Source organism: Myxococcales bacterium, from assembly GCA_016712525.1.
In the GTDB taxonomy this organism is placed as follows: domain Bacteria; phylum Myxococcota_A; class Polyangia; order Polyangiales; family Polyangiaceae; genus JAAFHV01.
This window is the reverse complement of the sequence record JADJQX010000007.1, coordinates 938,055-957,817: the sequence shown is the minus strand read 5'-3', so window position 1 is coordinate 957,817 and position 19,763 is coordinate 938,055. Positions and strand designations below refer to the sequence as shown.

The 19,763-nt window shown below is 69.3% G+C and carries 18 protein-coding genes; 12 read left to right on the top strand and 6 right to left on the bottom strand.

Annotated elements, in window-relative coordinates; translation table 11 throughout:
• Positions 1-24 precede the first annotated feature (24 nt).
• Entirely contained in the window at positions 25-639 is a 615-nt protein-coding gene (locus tag IPK71_21255; GenBank protein MBK8216267.1) for a tetratricopeptide repeat protein, read from the top strand.
• 65 nt (positions 640-704) lie between these two features.
• Here the strand turns inward: IPK71_21255 and IPK71_21250 are convergent, their stop codons facing one another.
• A complete protein-coding gene (locus IPK71_21250) occupies positions 705-1,172 on the bottom strand; it encodes a hypothetical protein (protein ID MBK8216266.1) in 468 nt (155 codons plus the stop codon).
• A complete protein-coding gene (locus tag IPK71_21245; GenBank protein ID MBK8216265.1) occupies positions 1,169-1,537 on the bottom strand; it encodes a polymer-forming cytoskeletal protein in 369 nt (122 codons plus the stop codon). The genes IPK71_21250 and IPK71_21245 overlap by 4 nt, the downstream gene beginning before the upstream one ends.
• 166 nt (positions 1,538-1,703) lie before the next feature.
• Between IPK71_21245 and thiS the strand changes: the two genes are divergently transcribed.
• Positions 1,704-1,901 (top strand): sulfur carrier protein ThiS, encoded by a 198-nt coding sequence (gene thiS / locus IPK71_21240; GenBank protein ID MBK8216264.1) that lies wholly within the window; start codon positions 1,704-1,706, stop codon positions 1,899-1,901.
• Positions 1,902-2,331: 430 nt separating this feature from the next.
• Here the strand turns inward: thiS and IPK71_21235 are convergent, their stop codons facing one another.
• On the bottom strand, positions 2,332-2,631 hold the full coding sequence (locus IPK71_21235; protein MBK8216263.1) for a hypothetical protein: 300 nt from the start codon (positions 2,629-2,631) through the stop codon (positions 2,332-2,334).
• On the opposite strand from IPK71_21235, the gene IPK71_21230 reads away from it, so the two are divergent.
• The 4 genes from IPK71_21230 (at position 2,630) to IPK71_21215 (ending at position 8,530) form a co-directional block, all read left to right on the top strand.
• Entirely contained in the window at positions 2,630-3,274 is a 645-nt protein-coding gene (locus IPK71_21230; GenBank protein MBK8216262.1) for a hypothetical protein, read from the top strand. The genes IPK71_21235 and IPK71_21230 overlap by 2 nt on opposite strands.
• A gap of 253 nt (positions 3,275-3,527) precedes the next feature.
• Positions 3,528-6,275 (top strand): 2-oxoglutarate dehydrogenase E1 component, encoded by a 2,748-nt coding sequence (locus IPK71_21225; protein MBK8216261.1) that lies wholly within the window; start codon positions 3,528-3,530, stop codon positions 6,273-6,275.
• A gap of 16 nt (positions 6,276-6,291) precedes the next feature.
• Entirely contained in the window at positions 6,292-7,803 is a 1,512-nt protein-coding gene (locus IPK71_21220; GenBank protein MBK8216260.1) for a mechanosensitive ion channel family protein, read from the top strand.
• Positions 7,804-7,810: 7 nt separating this feature from the next.
• Positions 7,811-8,530 (top strand): hypothetical protein, encoded by a 720-nt coding sequence (locus tag IPK71_21215; protein MBK8216259.1) that lies wholly within the window; start codon positions 7,811-7,813, stop codon positions 8,528-8,530.
• A gap of 26 nt (positions 8,531-8,556) precedes the next feature.
• On the opposite strand, the gene IPK71_21210 is transcribed toward IPK71_21215, so the two are convergent.
• From IPK71_21210 to IPK71_21200, 3 genes are all read right to left on the bottom strand, one after another.
• Positions 8,557-9,042: a GNAT family N-acetyltransferase gene (locus IPK71_21210; protein MBK8216258.1), complete on the bottom strand. Its 486-nt coding sequence runs from the start codon at positions 9,040-9,042 to the stop codon at positions 8,557-8,559.
• Between the two features lies 1 nt (position 9,043).
• Positions 9,044-9,502 (bottom strand): hypothetical protein, encoded by a 459-nt coding sequence (locus IPK71_21205; protein ID MBK8216257.1) that lies wholly within the window; start codon positions 9,500-9,502, stop codon positions 9,044-9,046.
• Between the two features lie 61 nt (positions 9,503-9,563).
• Positions 9,564-11,303, bottom strand: a complete 1,740-nt coding sequence (locus IPK71_21200) for a protein kinase (GenBank protein MBK8216256.1) — start codon at positions 11,301-11,303, stop codon at positions 9,564-9,566.
• A gap of 40 nt (positions 11,304-11,343) precedes the next feature.
• Between IPK71_21200 and IPK71_21195 the strand changes: the two genes are divergently transcribed.
• From IPK71_21195 to IPK71_21170, 6 genes are all read left to right on the top strand, one after another.
• Positions 11,344-13,251, top strand: coding sequence for a PrsW family intramembrane metalloprotease (locus IPK71_21195; protein MBK8216255.1), 1,908 nt, complete (start codon positions 11,344-11,346; stop codon positions 13,249-13,251).
• Between the two features lie 94 nt (positions 13,252-13,345).
• Entirely contained in the window at positions 13,346-14,659 is a 1,314-nt protein-coding gene (locus tag IPK71_21190; GenBank protein MBK8216254.1) for an aspartate aminotransferase family protein, read from the top strand.
• Positions 14,660-14,797: 138 nt separating this feature from the next.
• Positions 14,798-16,075: an FAD-dependent oxidoreductase gene (locus IPK71_21185; GenBank protein MBK8216253.1), complete on the top strand. Its 1,278-nt coding sequence runs from the start codon at positions 14,798-14,800 to the stop codon at positions 16,073-16,075.
• Positions 16,076-16,077: 2 nt separating this feature from the next.
• The gene (preA, locus tag IPK71_21180) at positions 16,078-17,433 is read left to right on the top strand and encodes an NAD-dependent dihydropyrimidine dehydrogenase subunit PreA (protein ID MBK8216252.1); all 1,356 of its coding nucleotides are present in this window, start codon (positions 16,078-16,080) and stop codon (positions 17,431-17,433) included.
• A 101-nt stretch (positions 17,434-17,534) separates the two neighbouring features.
• Positions 17,535-19,169, top strand: coding sequence for an ATP-dependent DNA ligase (locus tag IPK71_21175; GenBank protein MBK8216251.1), 1,635 nt, complete (start codon positions 17,535-17,537; stop codon positions 19,167-19,169).
• Positions 19,166-19,741, top strand: a complete 576-nt coding sequence (locus tag IPK71_21170; protein ID MBK8216250.1) for a GNAT family N-acetyltransferase — start codon at positions 19,166-19,168, stop codon at positions 19,739-19,741. The genes IPK71_21175 and IPK71_21170 overlap by 4 nt, the downstream gene beginning before the upstream one ends.
• Positions 19,742-19,763: the final 22 nt, after the last annotated feature.

The window sequence follows — 19,763 nt, the reverse complement described above, 5'->3', positions numbered from 1 at the left end:
CGAGCGCCGTGGCACATTTCCGCCATGCGGAGAGCGTCGATCGTCGCCGCCTGCGTCTTGTCGCTGGGCCTCCCGAGGGTGGCGCGTGCGTCCTCCTCCGACGAGCTCGTCGCGAGCGCGCGCCGGGCCGAGGCCGCCCACGAGGACGAGGTGGCGGTCCGCCGCTACACGGAGGCGCTCGCCCTCGACGGGACCCACGAGGAGGCCTGGCTCGCGCTCGGGTCGCTCCGCACACGGCTCGGCGACGTGGCCGAGGCCGAGCACGTGTATTCCGCATGCATCGCGCGGCTGCCCGGTTCGACGAGAGCGCACCTCGCCAGGGCCGACGCGCTTCATGCGCTCGGGCGCTTGCCCGAGGCCGTCGCCGAGGTCGAGCTCGTGGCTCGCGCCGACCCGAGCGTGCGCCGCAAAGTCGCGGGATACTACATGTCGGATGGTCTCTACCCGGCAGCGCTCGCGGCCTGGCGCTCGCTCCTCGTGAGCGGGACGGCCGACGGAGACGAAGGGCTCGTCAAAGAAGCGCGCGCCATGATCCGAGCGCTCGTACTGTTCGCCAAGCCCCTCGACCCCGCCGCCTACCCGACGTCCACGTCTCGTTCGCGGGTGTGGCTCGGCGTGATCGCGCGGCGCGGGGGCTAAGTCGGCGGTCACGGTTCTCGAGCCGGAGCTGCGGCCATTTTTTTCGCCGGGCCCCCAAGGTCGTCTCAGCGTGGGCGCGGCACGAACACCTTCGCTTCGAGCGGCGTCGTCCCGCGTAGGCGCTCGAGCTCGATGGCCTCGCCAGCGCTCCCGCAGAGCGGCCCCGCCCCGAGCACCTCGCCAGGAACCAGGGTGAGCCGCGCGCGCTCGGTGCCACCGACGAGCACTCGAACCTCCGCATCGTCCCGGCCGCGAACCCCGATCCTCACACACGTCACGGCCGAGAGCGGCAGTCCGAGCAGGGTCCGAGCCTCGGCGCCGGCGAGCGTGAACGTCCCGACCTCGACGAACCCCAGAGTGGCGACGCGGGCCACCTCGGCGCTCCACGGAACAGGCGATCCGGCGTCGACGCCTTCTTGCGGTCCCGCGTCGGCTTTCGTCGGCGAGGGCGCGCGTTGGGGCTCGTTCTTGCCGGCGTTCGCGCACGCGACCCCGAGCGCTACGAAGGCCCCGAGGACGAGCCGCGACCTCACGGGACCTCGATGTCCTCGTCCGGCTCCACCGCGTCCATGCGGCAGGTGCCCTCGAACGCGACGCCACGGTCGATGAAGAGCGACGGCGAGTGGATGTTCCCGACGACCTTCGCCGGAGCGTGCACCTCCACGGCGACCTTGGCGCGAATGTCGCCGATGACGGTGCCCCCGCGCACGATGACGGTCGCGACGGTGACGTTCGCCCGAATCTCCGCCCCTTCTCCCACGATGAGCGTGTCCTCGCTGCGGATTTCGCCGGTGAAGCTGCCATCGATGCGGACGACCCCGTCGAAACGAAGCTTGCCGTCGAAGTGCGTTCCGCGCCCGAGGAGCGCCGTGATCTCGCTGGGTTGTACACCGACCATGGGAGCTCCGCGACATAGCCCAAAACGCCCTTCCGCGGCAGCCGATTCCTGCGACGGTGGCTCTTCGGCCCGACTCGCGACCGGGGCGCGACCTCGGAGCGCTCGTCCACGCCATTGTCGTGGGATCCGCGAACGCGGGTTTGCTAGGACGGTGACCGAGGTCGTCATGCGAATCACCGTCAACGGAGCCCCCCACGACGTGCCCGAGGGCACGACCGTCCGTAGCCTGCTCGACACGCTCGGGCTCGGCGCCCTCGTGGCCGTCGAGCAGAACCGAGACGTCGTGCCCCGGAGCGAGCACACCACACGCCGGGTCGCCGAAGGGGACACCTTCGAGATCGTGCACTTCGTCGGGGGGGGCTGAAGAGCGGTCCGGCTCGCGGCCTGCCCGACTCTTCCGGCGGCCTCGGTCGCCAGGGACCTTCACCGGGGCGTAGCTCGGAGCGGCGTCGGGAACGCCGCGAATTTCTTTCGGGATATCGCGGATAGCGCTTGTCAATTTCGCGCCCACGGTCGACGATAAGGCGTAGCGCGAAGGGCGATTCCGTGGCCGAAAACGACACCGACGAGCCGATTCCTCCTCCGATCGCGACCGATCCGGAGGATGTGTCTTGGGCGCTCTCGACGGCCGAAGCGATGTGGTCACGAGGTGACGTGGCCGAAGCGGTGAAATGGCTTCGGCGAGGCGCCGAGGCCGCCTCCGAGGCGGAGGCCGACGAGCGGGCGCTCACGTTGGCCAAAGCGGCCGCGAACCTCTCGACACGTGTGGGAAGGCGCACGACATCGTCCGCGTCTCACCCCTCGGCCTCGGCGGCCGCGCTGCTCGAGGCTACCCCGCAGGCCGCCGCCGCGGCGCCCTCGAACCCTCCATCCCCTGCCTCCGCGCGACCACCGGGCTCGGCGCGGCCCCCTCTCCCGGCGGTGACGCCCTCCCGCGGGGTGACCTCGAGCTCGGGGCTGATTCCGCGCGTCTCCCCTCCGCTCGCGCCACGCTCCGAGCCACCCCCCTCCGCGCGCCCGGCGAGCGTTCCTTCGCGTGCGCCGTCCGTACCCGCGCCGGTACAGGCCCTCGCTCCGGCGGAAGAGGTGCTCATGCCGAGCTCCGAGGCGAGCCCCGGCGAAGGCGACGCCCACGACGACGCCCGCCGGTCGCAAGGAAGGGTGCGCCTCGCCACGCAACCGGACGCCGAGCCGACCGCCGGCGCCTCTCACGACGAGGACACGGGCACGCTCGCGGGAATCGGTCCAGGAGCCGAAGGCGAGCGCGAGGAGGAGTGGTCGCCCCCGCCCCCGTCGAGCCAGCCGCCGCCGCGCATGCCCATGGACGCCACGGCCCAAATGCCCGCGCTCACGGAGCTGAACGCGATCGAGGTCCTCCGTGGCCGCCGCCCGTTGAAGGCGCTCGGATCGGCGTCCGACTGGGACGCCCAACCGACCAAGACGCTCAGCGGCAAGGACCTCGCCGACCTCGGGCCTCCGAGAGCCCCGGTCTCGATCGAGCACGCCCCTCCGAGCGAGCGGCCGGCGCCGTCGTCGTCGCGCCCCGAGGAGCGGAAGCCCATCGCCACCACCCAGGCGGTGCGCTGCGTGCTCTGGAAGGACGCCAACGGCGTTCATGTCGCGCCCCAAGGCACACGTGTGAGCGCCATCTCGGTGGACGTCATGGTGGTCGCACTCGATCCCTCGGCGGACATCCGCGCCTGGCTCGACCCGACGCACCGCAAGTCGAGCACCTGAGCCGTTCGGCGAGCCCGAGACGCTGCTCGAATTCGCGCAAGAAGTGCGAGACCCTCTCACCTTCGAGCGTAACCACTCGAATGTACGTGTCTTTTCGCCTTTCGTGAGCGCCTCGCAGCTCGGCGCGCCGTCGTGTCGCACTGCAAAAGGACCGCTCGAAATCGATAGGGTTTTTGTCTATCGTGGTCGGCCCGCGCTGTTGCCTGCGGCGACGCTTTTGCCGCGGCAGCGCCATCACCCAAGGGTCGACGAGATGTTCGAGGAGTTCGGTATCAACGCCGGCGTCGTAGAAGAGCTTCACGCCCGCTATCTTCAGAGCCCGCAGTCGGTCGACGAGAAGTGGCGAACGTTCTTCGCCGAGCTCGATCGCCCCTATGCCCGCGCGAACGGCTCGGGCAACGGGACCGTGGTGGTCGAACGCCCCTCGTCCGCGCCCGCGGCCATGCCGCGCCAAGATCTCCTCGACGCCGCCGCGCTTCAAGGCCGGGTCTTCCAACTCGTGAACGCGTACCGCACGAGCGGGCACATGCACGCGCACCTCGATCCGCTCGGCGCGCCCCCCGAGCCGAGCGACGAGTTCGATCTGCACAGGTTCGACTTGTCGGCCGCGCAGCTCGACGAGACGTTCCCCACCGTGGGCATCGCAGGCATGCCGCCCCACGCCCCGCTGCGGGCGATCATCGCCCACCTGCGCGAGACGTACGGGAGCTCCATCGGCGTCGAGTTTCGTCACATCGAGAACGTCGAAGCGCGCGAGTGGCTCCAGAACAAGATGGAGGCGAGCCGCAACCGCCCGACGCTCGCGCACGACGAGGTGCTCCGCATCCTCACGAAGCTGACGGACGCCGAGAACCTCGAGCAGTTCATCCACAAGAACTTCCTCGGCGCGAAGCGCTTCTCGCTCGAAGGCGCCGAGAGCATGATCGCGATGCTCGATCTCCTGGTCGAAGAGGCGGGCAAACACGACGTCGACGAGATCGTGTTCGGCATGGCCCACCGCGGGCGCCTGAACGTGCTCGTCAACATCATGGACAAGCCCGCCCAAGAGCTCTTCGCCGCGTTCCGTGACAAGAACCCGGAGCGCTTCGTGGGCGGCGGCGACGTGAAGTACCACCTCGGGCACTCCACCGATCGCGTCACCGGGGCCGGAAAGAGCATCCACCTCACGCTCGCCTTCAACCCGAGCCACCTCGAGTTCGTGAACCCGGTGGTCGAGGGGCGTGTGCGCGCGAAGCAGGACCGGCGCAAGCGCAAGAGCGTCATGCCGCTCCTCATCCACGGCGACGCGGCCTTCATCGGCCAGGGAGTCGTCCCGGAGACGCTCAACATGGCGGGCCTCGAGGGCTACGCCACGGGCGGCACCGTGCACCTCGTCGTCAACAACCAGATCGGCTTCACGACGATCCCGGAGGACTCGCGGTCGACCCGCTATTGCACCGACATCGCGCGCATGATGCGTGTCCCGGTGTTCCACGTGAACGGCGAGGATCCGGAGGCCGTCATCCACGTCGCGCGCCTCGCGATCGAGTACCGGCAGAAGTTCGCGCAGGACGTCGTCATCGACATGTACTGCTACCGCCGCTACGGCCACAACGAGACCGACGAGCCGCGCTTCACGCAGCCGACGATGTACGCTGCGATCGACAAAAAGCCAACGATCCGGGATGTTTACGTAAGGCGCCTCCTCCAGTCCGGGCACATCGACGAGGCCCGCGCGAACGCCATCCGCGACGACCGCAAGCTCGTGCTCGACCGCGCGCTCGAGGATGCCACGAAGGGCGACTACAACAAGCTCCCGGCCGCGGGTGGTGGCCTCTGGGCCGGCTACAAAGGTGGCCCCGACGCCGAGACGCCCGAGGTCCCCACCGCGGTGTCCAAGGAGCGCCTCGTCGAGCTCTCGCACAAGCTCACGGCCCTCCCGCCAGGCTTCACCCCGAACGCCAAGGTGCACGCCCTCATCGAGGGGCGCGCGAAGAAGGTGGGCTCCGGCGCGACCTTCGACTGGGGCACGGCCGAGCACCTCGCGTTCGCGACCCTCGTGACCGAGGGGCACCGCATCCGCCTCTCGGGGCAAGACGCGCGGCGCGGCACCTTCACGCACCGGCACGCCACGCTCTACGACATGAGCACGGGCGTCCGACACACGCCGCTCCAGCATCTCGGCGCGTCGTTCGACGTGTTCGACAGCCCGCTCTCCGAGGCCGGCGTGCTCGGGTTCGAGTACGGCTACTCGCTCGACTGCCCGGAAGGCCTCGTCCTCTGGGAGGCCCAGTTCGGCGACTTCGCGAACGGCGCGCAGGTCATCATCGACCAGTTCATCGTCTCGGGCGAGGACAAGTGGAACCGCATGTCGGGCCTCGTGCTCCTGCTCCCGCACGGCTACGAGGGCCAGGGCCCCGAGCACTCGAGCGCGCGCATCGAGCGCTTTTTGCAGCTCGCCGCGCAAGACAACATTCAGATCATGAACCTCACGACGCCCGCGCAGATCTTCCATGCGCTGCGCCGGCAGGTGAAGCGCAAGTGGAGAAAGCCCCTCGTCGTCTTCACGCCAAAGAGCCTCCTCCGCCACCCGAAGGCCGTCTCGACGGTGGACGATCTCGCGAACGGCGCCTTCCAGAAGGTGATCGGCGACCCGGTCGTGGAGCCGAAGGCGACGAAGCGTGTCCTCGTGTGCTCGGGGAAGGTCTATTACGACCTCGTCGACGCGCGCGAGAAGAAGGGCCGCGCCGACGTCGCCATCCTGAGGCTCGAGCAGCTCTATCCTCTCGGAAATGCTCTAGAAACAGCGCTCGCCCCCTACCCGACCGACGTCCCCGTGGTGTGGGTGCAAGAGGAGCCTCGCAACGCGGGAGCTTGTTACTTCCTCTCGGCATGTTTCTTCCCGAACCTGAAGCGCCCGTACCAGATCGTGTCCCGCCCCGCCGCGGCGAGCCCGGCCACCGGGAGCAAGGCGAGCCACGATCTCGAGCAGCAGCGCTTGCTCGACGAGGCCTTCGGTTGAAGGGCTGAGGGGGGGCTTGGGCTTCGGCACGGAGCTCGCCGCCGCGGGGGTGCTGCTCGTCGGCATCGTCGTTGTCGCGTCGCTCGTCAACGCGTTCGCCAAGGACCACCGTTGGGTGGTCCGGCGGCTCGTCATTCTCTATGCGCTCTATGCGTTGACCCTCGGCGTGAGCTTCGTGCTCGACCGTACGGGGCTCGGGTGGGCGCGTACGGCGCGGGTCGTCGCGCACGCCTTCGCGACGTTCACGGCCATCAACGTGGTCGCGGCGGTGGTCTTCGATCTCGGGCTCCCGCGGCTCGGGCTCCACCCGGCGAAGATCGTGAGCGACCTCGTGCTCGGCCTCGCGTACGCGCTCGGCACGGGCGCGGTGCTCGCGGCTTCGGGGTTCTCCCTCTCGTCGGTCCTGACGACGGGCGCCGTGTTCTCGGCCGTGCTCGCGCTCTCCCTCCAATCGACGCTCGGGAACGTGCTCGGCGGCGTGACGCTGCAGCTCGACGGCTCGTTCAAGGTCGGCGATTGGGTCCAGCTCGAGAACGGGCGCCAAGGTGTCGTGCGCGAGATCCGCTGGCGCTGCACCATCCTCGAGACGCGCGACTTCGACACCATCGTGTTGCCGAACTCGCAGCTCATGACCAGCACGTTCACAGTGCTCGGCCGGCGGGGCGGAAAATCCGTCCCTCGGCGCATGAAGCACCTCTTCAACGTCGACTTTCGCACCGCGCCGACCCGCGTCGTGTCGGTCGTCACAGACGCGCTCCTCGCCTCCCCTCTCCCAAACGTCGCCGACGACCCTCCGCCGTCGGTCTGGTGCGTCGATCTCGGCCGGGACATGCGCCAGAGCTTCGCCGTCTACGAAGTGCGCTACTTCATCTTGGACCTCGGCCCCGACTCGCGCACGAGCTCGGCCGTCTTGTCGCGTGTCCACGCGTCGCTTCGGCGCGCGGGCATTCCGCTCGCCATGCCCGTCGAGACCCACATTCGGCTCGAGGGAGACGAGGCCGACGCACGACGCGAGGAGCGCCACAAGCTCCGCCGCAGGGACGCGCTGTCGACGGTGACCATTTTTCGCGCCCTCGAGCCCGAAGAGCGCGCGGTGCTCGAGGCCCAGCTCGACTACGTGCCCTTCACCGCGGGCGAGAAGATGACCCGGCAGGGCGCGATGGCGCACTGGCTCTACGTGATGACGTCGGGCGAGGCCGAGGTCCGACGCACCCACGAGGACGGCGAGACCACGAAGCTCGGGACCATCCAAGCACCTGATTTCTTTGGTGAAATGGGGCTCATGACTGGCGAACCGAGGATCGCCGACGTGGTCGCCAAGACCGACGTCGAGTGTTTCCGTCTCCGCAAAGAGGGCTTCGAGAAGGTCCTCCTGAACCGCCCCGAGATCGCGAAAGAGCTGTCGTCGTTGCTCGCGGAGCGGCGGATGTCACTACTCTCGGCGGCTGGCGAGCGCACGAAGTCACGCGGAGAGGAAGAGGAGCGGATCTTCGAGGCCATCGGGCGCTTCTTCGGGCTAAAGACGTGAGGCATCGATGACCCGACTCGTCGCTCTGGACCTCCCTCCCCTGTCCCCCGAAGCTGCCGTCCGTGTCGTGCGGGCGCTCGGCGGAAACCGCTACGTGAAGGAGAGGCACCACCTCGTCCACGCGTTCGTGCTCGCGGCCTGCGATCCGGTCGAGCCGCTCGTCGAGGCGTGTGCGTGGGCCCGCGCGGTGCTGGGCGATCCGACGATCGAGCGCGACTCGAAGGATCCGCGGCTCGTGCGGGAAGTCACCGACAAGGAGCTCTGCGCGGCGCTCGCCGCGTTCTGGGACGAGGACGCGCTCGCAGGGCGAACGAAGGCGCCGGGGAAGCTCGCGGCGCTCTTGGGCAGCATCGGCATCGAGCCGACCGGAGCCCCCCTCTTCGACGAGTCCGCGGAGGACGACATGTACCCCGTGCTGGTCGACGCCGGGTGGTCGCTGCTCCAGATCCGCGAGCTCGACCCCGAGCGCCACAAGGGCCTCGTCGAGTCCTACGAGCGCATCGAGCTCGAGTCGGAGATCTTCGAAGAGAACGCGGCCATCCCGCCGCGTGAGTACGTGATCGAGCTGCCGCTCCTCGGCGCCGAGGAGCTGCTCCGCCCGGTCGACGCGTGGGGAGACTTCCGTGATCCCTGGGTCGTCTGGTCGTCCCTCCCGGGCGCCTACGACGACTATCTCTTCCGCGGCGTGCTCAAGGCGGCCAAGGTCACGGCCGACGGGCTACCGTAGCGGCACGCCAGAAAGCCTAGCCATTTCTATACTTTACCTACTCCGTCCGGCGCGAGCGAAAGGACGTGGATCCCGCGCGTGGTATCGAAAGGGGCGAAGCCCGCCTTGCGGTAGAGCCTCACGGCCGGATTGTCCGCTTCGACGCTGAGCGAGAGTCGCTCGAGACCGCGCCGGCGACCTTCCTCGATCACACGATGGAGCAGCGCTGCGCCGAGCCCTCGCGATCTATGGGCTCGCTCGACGTGGATACCGAGCTCGGGCACGCCGTCCTCCACGAAGCCGTATCCAGGCGCACGCTCGTCGAGGAAGAGGACCCACACGACGCCCACGTCGCCCTCGGCGACGAAGCCGAAGTCGCCCCGCGTGGGGTCGAAGGCGGCATATCGGAGGAGCTCGGGGGACGCCTCGAACGCGGCCCGCGAGACACGCGCCTCGCCCGTCCAGTTGACGTTACCGAACGTCGCCTCTCGAAGGAGCGCCGCGTCACTCGGAGCAAGCGGACGGAACGTCACGTCATGCCTCCTCGGACTCGTCGGCCTTGGCCTCGTCGGCCTTGGCTTCGTCGGCCTTGGCCTCGTCGGCTTTGGCCTCGTCGGCCTTGGCTTCGTCGGCCTTGGCCTCGTCGGCTTTGGCTTCGTCGGCCTTGGCTTCGTCGGCTTTGGCTTCGTCGGCCTTGGCTTCGTCGGCTTTGGCTTCGTCGGCCTTGGCTTCGTCGGCTTTGGCTTCGTCGGCCTTGGCTTCGTCGGCCTTGGCTTCGTCGGCCTTGGCTTCGTCGGCCTTGGCTTCGTCGGCCTTGGCCTTGGCGGGCTTCTTCTTCGTGCCGACCTCGGCGGGCTTTGCCGCGTGTTTTGCGCGCTCCTCGGGGCTCGCGTCCCAGCTCGCTTGCACGTTCTTCCACACGAGACCGACCCACGTGAAGAGGCCCACGATCGAGAGAGCGGCGACGAGGTAGAGGACCGTAGGGCTCGGCATGGGCCCTATATACTCGAAGGACGGCGCGCCGTCGTGCACCGGAGATGTACGAGGGTGTCGTTCAGTGGGGTCGCCCGGCGTCGGACGCGTCGGAGGGCTCGACGGGCGGGGGCGGCGGCGGGCTCAACACGACCAGCACGGGGGGCGAGTGCGGAGGCAACGTCGACGGGTCACTGGTCGACGGCGTTGGACCAGCTCGTGCGGTCGCCGCGGGAGGCGGCGGCGGCGGCGGGCTCGTGCTCCCGCATTGCGCCGCGAGCAAGACCCCGCCGAGGAGGAGCGAGACCGTGATGGCCGTGCCGACGACCCACGTGCCGAAAGGTGGGGCCTCGACGGGCCGCGCGACCGCCGGATCCGTGGGCTCTCCGGGCGCCTCGGACGACACCGGCGCCGCCGGAGACCACGTGGACGGAGACCACCCCCGCATCGGCTCCGCGGGGGCGCGGGGAGCGTCGAGGGCCTTCGGGAACGGGGACGGTCGCCCCTCGGACGAGAGCGACGCCTGCTGCGCTCGCACGACCTCGGGTGTCGGGAAAAGGCGGGGCACGGTCGCCTTCATGTCGTCCGCCACGACACGCGCGCGCGGGGCCGGGGGCGCTCCCCGCGGTGTCTCCGGAGCGGGAGCGACGGCCTCGCCGAGCACCTCGATCTCCGAGGTCGCGTAGGGGGTCTCGGCGTCGGGCTGGGTCTTCCCGTGGGGGGACTCCTCGATGACCAGATCCGCGTCGCCGAGGCTCAGAGCGAGGCTCTCGCCGTGCGCATCACGCGCGCGCGTGAGCGAGAGAGACGAGGACATCGCGCCCGACAAGGAGCGCGTCGTGGCGCCGTCGTCGACGTGGCTCCGCGAGCCGCGCCGTTCGTCGAGATCGACCGACGAGATGCGGGCCCGCGAGCTCCGAGGGTTACCATCCGAGAGGCCGACGACGGAGCGTGCCCCGTCCCCGGAGAGGCGCAGCAGGTCGTCGCGAAGCTCGAGCGCGCTCGGGTAACGGCGCGCCTTGTCCTTCTCGAGGCAGCGCTTCACGACGTCGACGAACCGGGGATCGATCTCGGGAGGGAACGGCGGAGACGTCGACTTGATCTTGACCAAGATCGACGGGAGCGTGGGCGCCTCGAACGGCTGGCTGCCCACGACGAGGCGGTAGAGGATGACGCCGAGCGACCAGATGTCGGCGCGACCGTCGACGCTGCGCGACGCGTAGATTTGCTCCGGCGCCATGTAGAACGGCGAGCCCACCATCGTGTTCACGCCGGTCGTCTCGCTGACCTCGCCCTCGCGTTTGGAGATGCCGAAGTCTATGATTTTAACGGATTTTTCACCGTTCGGCCGATCCGAGAGGAAGATGTTCGCGGGCTTCAGATCCCGATGAACGACCCCTTGCTCGTGGGCCTCGGCGAGCCCCTCGCACACCTGGGCCACGATGCGCGCGGTCACGTCGACCGGGAGCCGCCCGCGCGTCACGAGGACCGACTCGAGGTCCTCGCCCTCGAGCAGCTCCATCACGATGTACACGGTACCGTCGGGCAAGAGCCCGGCGTCGAGGATGCTCGCGATGGTGGGAGCTCGGAGCTGGGCCAGGATCCGAGCCTCTCGGAGGAACCGCTCGCGGAGGGTCCCCTCGCGCATTTCGGCGTCGAGCATCACCTTGATGGCCACGGGCTGACCGAGGACGAGGTGCGTGCCACGCAGCACGGCGCCCATTCCGCCGCGCGCGATCACGGAGTCGACGCGATAGCGGCCGTCGATCTCCTGCCCGATGAGGGCGGTGACGCGCGGCGACTCTCCGTGGCTCCTACTCATTCGAAATGACCTCCCGTATTCTCACCCGTCTCCCCTCCCCGTGTCGACCACAACGCCCCACATCTCGGACGAATTCTCGCGCGGAACATCGTGGGCCCGCGCCCTCGTGGCCCTCGCGCTCGTGCTGCTCGCCGTTCTTTCCGCGGGCTGCGCGCTCCCGGGCCTCTCCGACGTGACCACGACCTACACGCTGCCGGCGAACGCCCCCGCCGACGTCGTCATGAGGGTGCGTCAACGCCTCGCCGTGGTGCACCTCTCGGCCGACGTGAAGCGCGAAGGCACGAGGCTCGTCGTGCGGTCGACGGCGGACCTCGGCCCCGACGTGGAGCGAGAGCTCGGCCGTCCCTCGGGCCTCGAGCTCCACACGTTCGCCTTCCGCTGTGCCCCTGCGTGCGAGGGGCCCGAGACCGCGCCCCCCGAGAAGGCCGAAGGGGACGTCGCGCTCGTTCGGCGGCTCGGGAACGGGTCTCTGTCGCGCGTCGTCGTGGGCCCGCGCGTCGCCGTCCTCGACGCGAGAGATCTGGACATCGTCCGCGACGGCGCCGCGCTGCGGGTCCACGCGCGGGAAGGCACGCCCGCAGCGGAGGCTTTGGGGCGAGTGTCCGGCACGACCGCGGTGCTCGCTTCGAGAGGTTTTGCCGTGTTCGTGGGGCGCCCCGAGGGCACGCTCGGCCTCACCTTCGGCGACGACCTCGTGGCCTACGAGCGCGCCCGCGCCACGGCGGCGTTCCTCTCCCTCCCCGCGCTCCCCGACCTCGGGGCGCCATCGCGGAGCGTCGCTCCTCCGGCTCCGATGCTCGCGGGGTTCGCCGTGATCCTGCCCGTCGTGCTCTCGCTCGTGTACGCCGCGTTCGTTCGGCGGTTCGATCGCGCCCACCCGGAGCCGCTCGGGCTCGTCGGAGTGACGTTCGTCATGGGGGCACTCGCGGCCCCCGCCGCCGGGCTCGTCGAGTGGGGCCTCTCTCGGCTCTCGCCCTACACGACCCCGGAGCTTCTCACGTTCGGTGGCCTCCCCAAGGCCCTCCCGCTCGCGTCGATCGGGTTCGCGCTTTTCGTGGGCTTGCCGGAGGAGGGCGCGAAGCTCCTCGCGACACGCTACGCGACCAAACGCAGGGAGTTCGACGAGCCCGTCGACGGGATCGTCTACGCGGCCATCGCGGCCCTCGGCTTCGCGGCGGCGGAGAACCTCGTCTACTTCGCCAGCGGGCGCGTATCCGCGACGTTGGTCGTCGGGCGGGCGTTCACCGCCCTTCCCGTGCACGTGTTTCTCTCGGGCCTCTGGGGCCACGCGCTCGGAGAGCGCCTCGTCCGGCCGGGAGCCCGCGTCGTGCCTTGGCTCCTCGCGTCGGCCGCGCTTCATGGCCTCTACGACGCGGCGATGAGCACGAGCTCCATGTTCGGAATGGGCCTCCTCGTGGTGATCGCGCTCGCCATCGCGTTCGTCGCCGTGCTGCGAAAGTCCCTCCGCCACGGTCCGGTCTCCGACGCCACGGTGCGGGCCGCCGCAGAAATCCGGCGCGTGCACGCCTTCGGCCGTGGCCTCGTTTTTCCACTCCTCGCCCTCCTGTTGCCCGTCCTCGCCGCGGTGCTGCTCGCGCTCGCGTCGGCGTGGGAGGCCACGGGCTCGTCCGCGACCTCGCCGTACGCCGCCCCTCTCGCGCTCGTCACCACGGTCATCGCCGCCGTCCTTTGGGGCATCACGTCCACCCTCCCGCTCGACGCCGTCGTCGACGGTCACGGTGTCACCTTCGCGGGGGCCGTACGGGCCTTCGACGAGATCGACAGCACCGCCATCGCGGGCGAGTACCTGGAGATCCACTCGCCGCGGGGAGACATCGAGATCGGCCCGGGGCCTCGGCGCGATCTCGAGATGCTCCGCGACGAGATCCGTGACTTCTCGGACCGGCGGGGAGCCCCCTCCCCGACCCCGACTAGTCAAGAAGGTTGACCTTATAGCACTGCGTCATTCAAAAAGAATTTACGGGGCGCCGTTCGGCGTGATTCGGTGGTCACTTCGAGAAAATCGGAGGCGCGAGGGGCACGTGACGAAGAAGACATCGGCCGAGGTCAGGCAGAAGCACAAAGAGTTCCTCTTCCCGAGCGTGGGAAACTACTACGACGAGCCCGTCGTGCTCGACGAGGGCAAGGGCCTTCGTGTGAAGGACCTCGACGGCACCGAGTACCTCGACTTCTTCGGCGGCATTCTGACGGTCAGCCTCGGTCAGGCTCACCCGCGCGTGAACGCGGCCGTGAAGGCACAGATCGACAGGCTCGGGCACGTTTCCACGCTCTACCCGACGGTCGGGATCGTGGAGCTCGCCGAGAAGCTCGTGAAGCTCGCGCCCGGCAAGATCGCGAAGGCGTTCTTCTCGGCGAGCGGCACCGAGGCTGACGAGACCGCCGTGGCGCTCGCGCAGATGGCCACGGGAAATCAAGAGCTCATCGCGCTCCGGCACGGCTACTCCGGGCGCTCGCTGCTCGCCCAGTCGCTCACCGCCAACGGCAAGTACCGGCAGCTCCCGTCGCAGATCGCCGCGATCAAACACGCGCACTCGCCGTACTGCTACCGGTGCCCCTACGGCGCGACGCCGGAGCACTGCGGGCTCCGCTGCGCGACGGACATCGAAGAGCTCATCCAGACCACCACCACGGGCCACATCGCGGGCTTCCTCGCCGAGCCGATCCAGGGCGTCGGCGGGTTCATCGTCCCCCCGGACGGCTACTTCGAGACGGCGGTCGCCATCGTGCGCAAGTACGGCGGCCTCTTCATCGCCGACGAGGTGCAGACCGGCTTCGGGCGCACGGGCAAGCACATGTGGGGCATCCAGCACTCGAACGTCGAGCCCGACATCATGACGATGGCGAAGGGCATCGCGAACGGGCTCCCCCTCGGCGCGACGCTCGCGACCGTCCCCGTGGCCGACTCCTGGCACGTCGGCAACATCTCCACCTACGGCGGCAACCCGCTCTCGACGGCGGCGGCCAACGCCGTGGTCGACACGATCGCCGAAGAAGGGCTCGTCGCCCACGCCGAGGCGATGGGCAAGGTCCTCCACGAGGGCCTACTCGCGCTGAAGGCCCGCTTCCCGAAGGTCATCGGCGACGTACGCGGGCGCGGGCTCATGCAGGCCCTCGAATTCGTGAACGACGAGACCACGAAGGATCGCACGCCGAACGCGGCCTTCGTGACGAAGCTCTTCGAGGAGACGAAGAAGCGTCACCTGCTCATCGGTCGCGGCGGCCTCTACGGGAACGTCACGCGCATCGCCCCCGCCCTCAACGTCACACGCGCCGAGATCGACGAGGCGCTCCGCATCTTGGGCGACTCGCTCGCCCACATCGTCGAAGTCCCCTGATCGCCGAGCGGTCACCGCTCCCCTCGCCCCAGTCGCGCGCGGCTCTCCTCCCGTGCGGGCCCGAGCTTCGAAAGGATCGTAGATGACGTCCCTCCTGAAGAAGGATCGCCTCGAGACGGCGCTCCACGACAAAAGCCCCTGTATTCGTCTGCCGAGGCCAAGGCCGAAGCGGACCGTTGCCTCTATTGCGTCGATGCGCCGTGCATCAAGGCATGCCCGACCGAGATCGACATCCCGACCTTCATCAAGAAGATCGCGTCGGGGAACGTGCGCGGCGCCGCGGCCACCATCTTCGAGCAAAATCTCCTCGGCCACTCGTGCGCGCGCGTCTGCCCGGTCGAGGTGCTCTGCGCCGGCGACTGCGTGTACAACGCATGGGAACGCGAGCCGATCCACATCGGGCGTCTCCAGCGCTACGCCACCGAGACGGCGACGAAGGCCGAAGAGGCGGGCGCGCCCAAGCTCTTCACGCCGAAGCCGAAGAACGGGAAGAGGGTCGCGTGTGTCGGCGCCGGCCCCGCGTCGCTCGCGTTCGCGGGCACCCTCGCGCTCGAGGGCTTCGAGGCCACGGTCTTCGAAAAACGCGCCGTGCCCGGCGGGCTCAACACGACCGGCATCGCCCCCTACAAGCTCCAAGCGGACGACGCCCTCCACGAGGTCGCGTGGGTCGAGTCGTTCGGCGTCACGATCAAAACGGGCGTCGAAATCGGCAAAGATATCAAAGCCGAAGACCTCATCCGAGACTACGACGCGGTGTTCATCGGCGTGGGGCTCGGCGAGGACACGAAGCTCGGTGTCCCCGGCGAGGACGGCCCCGGCGTGATCGGCGCGACGGCGTGGATCGAAGAGATGAAGCTCACGCTCCCGCGCGAGCACGCCAAGTCCCTCGGGCGCGTGCTCGTCGTGGGCGGCGGCAACACGGCCATCGACGTGGCCCGCGAGGCGAAGGGGCTCGGCGCCGACGACGTCGCGATGGTGTACCGCCGCAGCCAAAAGGAGATGAGCGGGTACGCCCATGAGCTCGAGGGCGCGCGCATCGAAGGCGTACGTTTCGTCGAGAACGTGGTCCCGCACTCGTTCGTCCGTGACGCCTCGGGCAAGCTCGTCGCGCTGCGCGTGTCGCGCGCCGAAGGTGGAAAGGCCGTACCGGGGACCGAGCACGACCTCCCGTGCGACCTCGTGGCGCTCGCCATCGGCCAGTCGAAGCTGCGCGCCATCGCCACGCAGTTCCCGGGTGTCACGCTCGACGCGAAGGGGTGCGTCGTGGTGAACGACGCGGCCACGTGCCGGACGGGAAACGAAAAGGTCTACGCCGGGGGCGACTGCATCAACGGCGGAAAAGAAGTGGTCAACGCCGTCGCCGACGGCCGAAACGCGGCCCGCGACGTCCTCGCACGTCTTTCGAAGGGATCCTGAAGATGGCCGATTTGTCGATTGATTTCGCGGGGATAAAGTCTCCCAATCCGTTCTGGCTCGCGTCGGCCCCGCCGGCCAACACGGGCGAGCAGGTGATGCGCGCGTTCGACGCTGGCTGGGGCGGCGCGGTCTGGAAGACGCTCGGAGATCCGATCGTGAACGTGTCGAGCCGCTTCGCCGCCGTCGACTACGACGGGCGCAAGATGATGGGGCTCAACAACATCGAGCTCATCACCGATCGCCCGCTCGAGGTGAACCTCCGGGAGATCCGTGAGGTCAAGAAGCGCTACCCGAAACACGTCGTCATCGCGTCGCTCATGACCGAGACGAAAGAAGACTGGCGCGTGCTCATCCAGAAGTGCGAGGACGCGGGCGTCGACGGCCTCGAGCTCAACTTCGGGTGCCCGCACGGGATGTGCGAGCGCGGCATGGGCTCGTCGGTCGGCCAGGAGCCGAAGCTCCTCCAAGAGATCACGAGCTGGACCAAGGAGTTCGCGAGGACGCCCGTCCTCGTGAAGCTCACGCCCAACACGGGGGACATCCTCGAGCCAGGCCTCGCGGGCGTCGCCGGAGGAGCCGACGGGCTCTCGCTCATCAACACGATCAAGAGCATCATCGGCGTCGACCTCGACCTCATGGTCCCCTACCCGCGCGTCGGCAAGGGCTCTTCGAACGGCGGCTACTGCGGCCCGGCCGTGAAGCCCATCGCGCTCCACATGGTGGCGGCCCTCGCGCGCGATCCCGGGATCCGCGTGCCCATCTCGGGCATCGGCGGGATCTCGACGTGGCGCGACGCGGCCGAGTTCATCGCGCTCGGCTCCACGTCGGTGCAGGTGTGCACGGCCGTGATGCACTACGGCTACCGCATCGTCGAGGACCTCATCGAGGGGCTCTCGAACTACCTCGACTCCCACGGCATGAAGAGCGTCAACGAGCTCCGCGGCCGCGCGGTGCCCGGGTACCGCGAGTGGGGCGATCTCGATCTCAACTACAAGCTCGTCGCCAAGATCGACGCGCAGAAGTGCATCGGCTGCCAGCTCTGCATGACGGCGTGCCACGACGGCGCGCACCAGTGCATCTTCCCCGGCACGGACGCCGAGCGCGAGCGCCCCCCGCACGCCCACGCGCACGGCAAGGCCATTCGCCCCCAGAGCTACGTGAAGGGCGCTCAGGCGGGCGACCGCGTGCCGTGGATCGACGAGCCCGAGTGCGTCGGTTGCAACCTCTGCCAGCTCGTGTGCCCGGTCCCCGATTGCATCGAGATGGTCGAGGTGCCGAACGGAAATGGCGCCGAAGAGACCTGGAACGACCGCATCGCCCAGGGTCGCTCGAAGCAGCCGGGCGGCATCCACGACTGACACGCTCGCGTCGCGCTCCTCCGTGAGCCAAGCGCGCCGCTCGGACCTCCGGGCGGCGCGTTTCGTCTTTCGGGCGTGGGCGGCGTAGTCTCGCCTGGCGCATGACGCCCTTCGAATCGCTCGCGAAGACCTCGCTCCAGCTCCGCGCGACGCGCGCTCGTTCGGAAAAGGCGGAGCTCCTCTCCACGTTCTTGCGCACGCTCGAGCCGGGCGAGATCGGTGCCGCGGTGGGGCTCCTCTCGGGGAGCACGCGCTTCGGCAAGGTGGGGATCGGATACACGACCCTCGGGCGCGTCGAAGCGGGCCCGGCGGAGATCGGCGCACTTCCTCCCTCGATCCAGGACGTCGAGCGCGAGCTCGAGGGGCTCGCGGAGCGCACCCCGAAGGACCGCGACAGCGCCCTCGCGAGTCTCTTCGGGAGGCTCTCGCTCGAAGGTCGCGGCGTGCTCTCCGAGATCGTGACGGACGGGCCGAGGCAAGGCGGCCTCGAGGGGCTCATGATCGCGGCGCTCGCGCGGGCGTTCGGCGCGAGCGAAGGGGACATCCGCCGCGGCGTCATGATGTCGGGCTCGGTGTGGGCCGTCGCCGCGGCCCTCGTGTCGGGCGAGGGCGTGCCCCCGGAGCTCCGCACGCTCGTCCCCGGCCGACCCGTTCGTCCGATGCTCGCCGAGGCGGCGAAGAGCCCCGAAGAGGCCCTCACGAACGTGGGCGGGGAGGCCCTCGCCGACGTCAAGATTGACGGCATAAGAGTCCAGATTCATTGCATAAATGGGCAAATCCGGGTCTTCTCTCGGGCGCTCGCCGATCTGGGCGAGCGGCTCGCGTCCACGGTCCGCGTGTGCCTCTCGGGGCTCGACCGGGACTGCGTGCTCGACGCGGAGATCGCCCTCGTCGACGCGGCGGACCGGCCCTTCGCCTTCCAAGACACCATGTCCGCGCTCGGCGAGGGGTGGGTGCCCGGCCCCGACCAGCGCCTCCGGCTCTTCGTCTTCGACGTGCTGGCCCTCGGGGACGAGGTGCTCGTCGATCGGCCCCTCCGCGTTCGGCGGAGCGCTCTCGTCTCGGTGGTCGGCCAAGGCGCCCGGGTCGCGAGCCGCACGGTCGCCTCGCCCGAAGAGGCCCGCCGCGTCTACGACGATGCCCTCGCCGAGGGACACGAGGGCATCGTGCTCAAGCGCCTCGACTCCCCGTACGTGGCCGGCGCGAGGGACGCGGCGTGGTTCAAGGTGAAAAAAGCGGAGACGGCCGACCTCGTCGTGCTCGCGGCCGAGTGGGGGAGCGGGAGGCGTCGCGGCTACCTGTCGAACCTCCACCTCGGGGCGCGCGCGCGCGAGAGAGGCGAGGACGGCCACGGCTTCGTGATGGTCGGAAAGACGTTCAAGGGCATGACCGACGCGATGCTCGCCCAGCAGACCGAGCGTCTCTTGGACCTCGAGACGGCACGCGAAGGCGGCCCGGATTTCGGCGTCGTCCACGTGCGCCCGGGCCTCGTCGCGGAGGTCGCGTACTCCGACGTGCAGAGGAGCGCGAGGTACCCCGGAGGCGTGGCGCTCCGGCTCGCGAGGGTCGTGCGCTACCGCGACGACAAGGCCCCGGCGGAGGCGACCTCGATCGACGAGCTCCGGCGGGCTCTGCCCCGGGCACCGGAGGCCGTCTCCCGGGAAAAAAAGCGCGGTACCCCTCCGTCCGCGCAGCTCTCGCTCTTCGGCCCACGCGGCGACGAGGCGCCCGAATGACCATCGTTCTCTTCACGGAGAGGCTCCGCCTCGCGCCCTTCACCGACGCCGAGCGAGCGCCGTTCGCGGAGCTGAACGCGGATCCGGAGGTGCGGAGGTACTTCCCGAGCGTCATGACACGCGACGAGAGCGACGCCTTCGTCGATCGCATCGTGGTCGACACGCAGGCCCATGGGTTCGGCCTCTACGCCGTACACCTCCGCGAAGGCCCGTTCGTGGGCATGTGTGGGCTTGGACGTGTCACGTTCGACCCGTCCGTCTTGCCCCCTTCACGCGGGCCCTACGTGGAGCTCGCGTGGCGCTTCTCGCGTGGCGCGTGGGGCCACGGCTACGCGACAGAGGCCGCGACCGCCTGCAAGAGGCACGGCCTCGATGTCCTCGGGCTCGACGAGCTCTTCGCCTTCACCGTGCTCGAGAACACCCGCTCGCGAAGGGTCATGGAGCGCATCGGCATGGTCCACGAGCCCGAGCACGACTTCGATCACCCGAGGCTCCCCGAAGGGCATCCGCTCCGGCGGCACGTGCTCTACAGGTGCCGACGTGACGAACGAAGAAGGGCCGCTCGCGCGTAGGCGAACAGCCCTTCGGCGATGT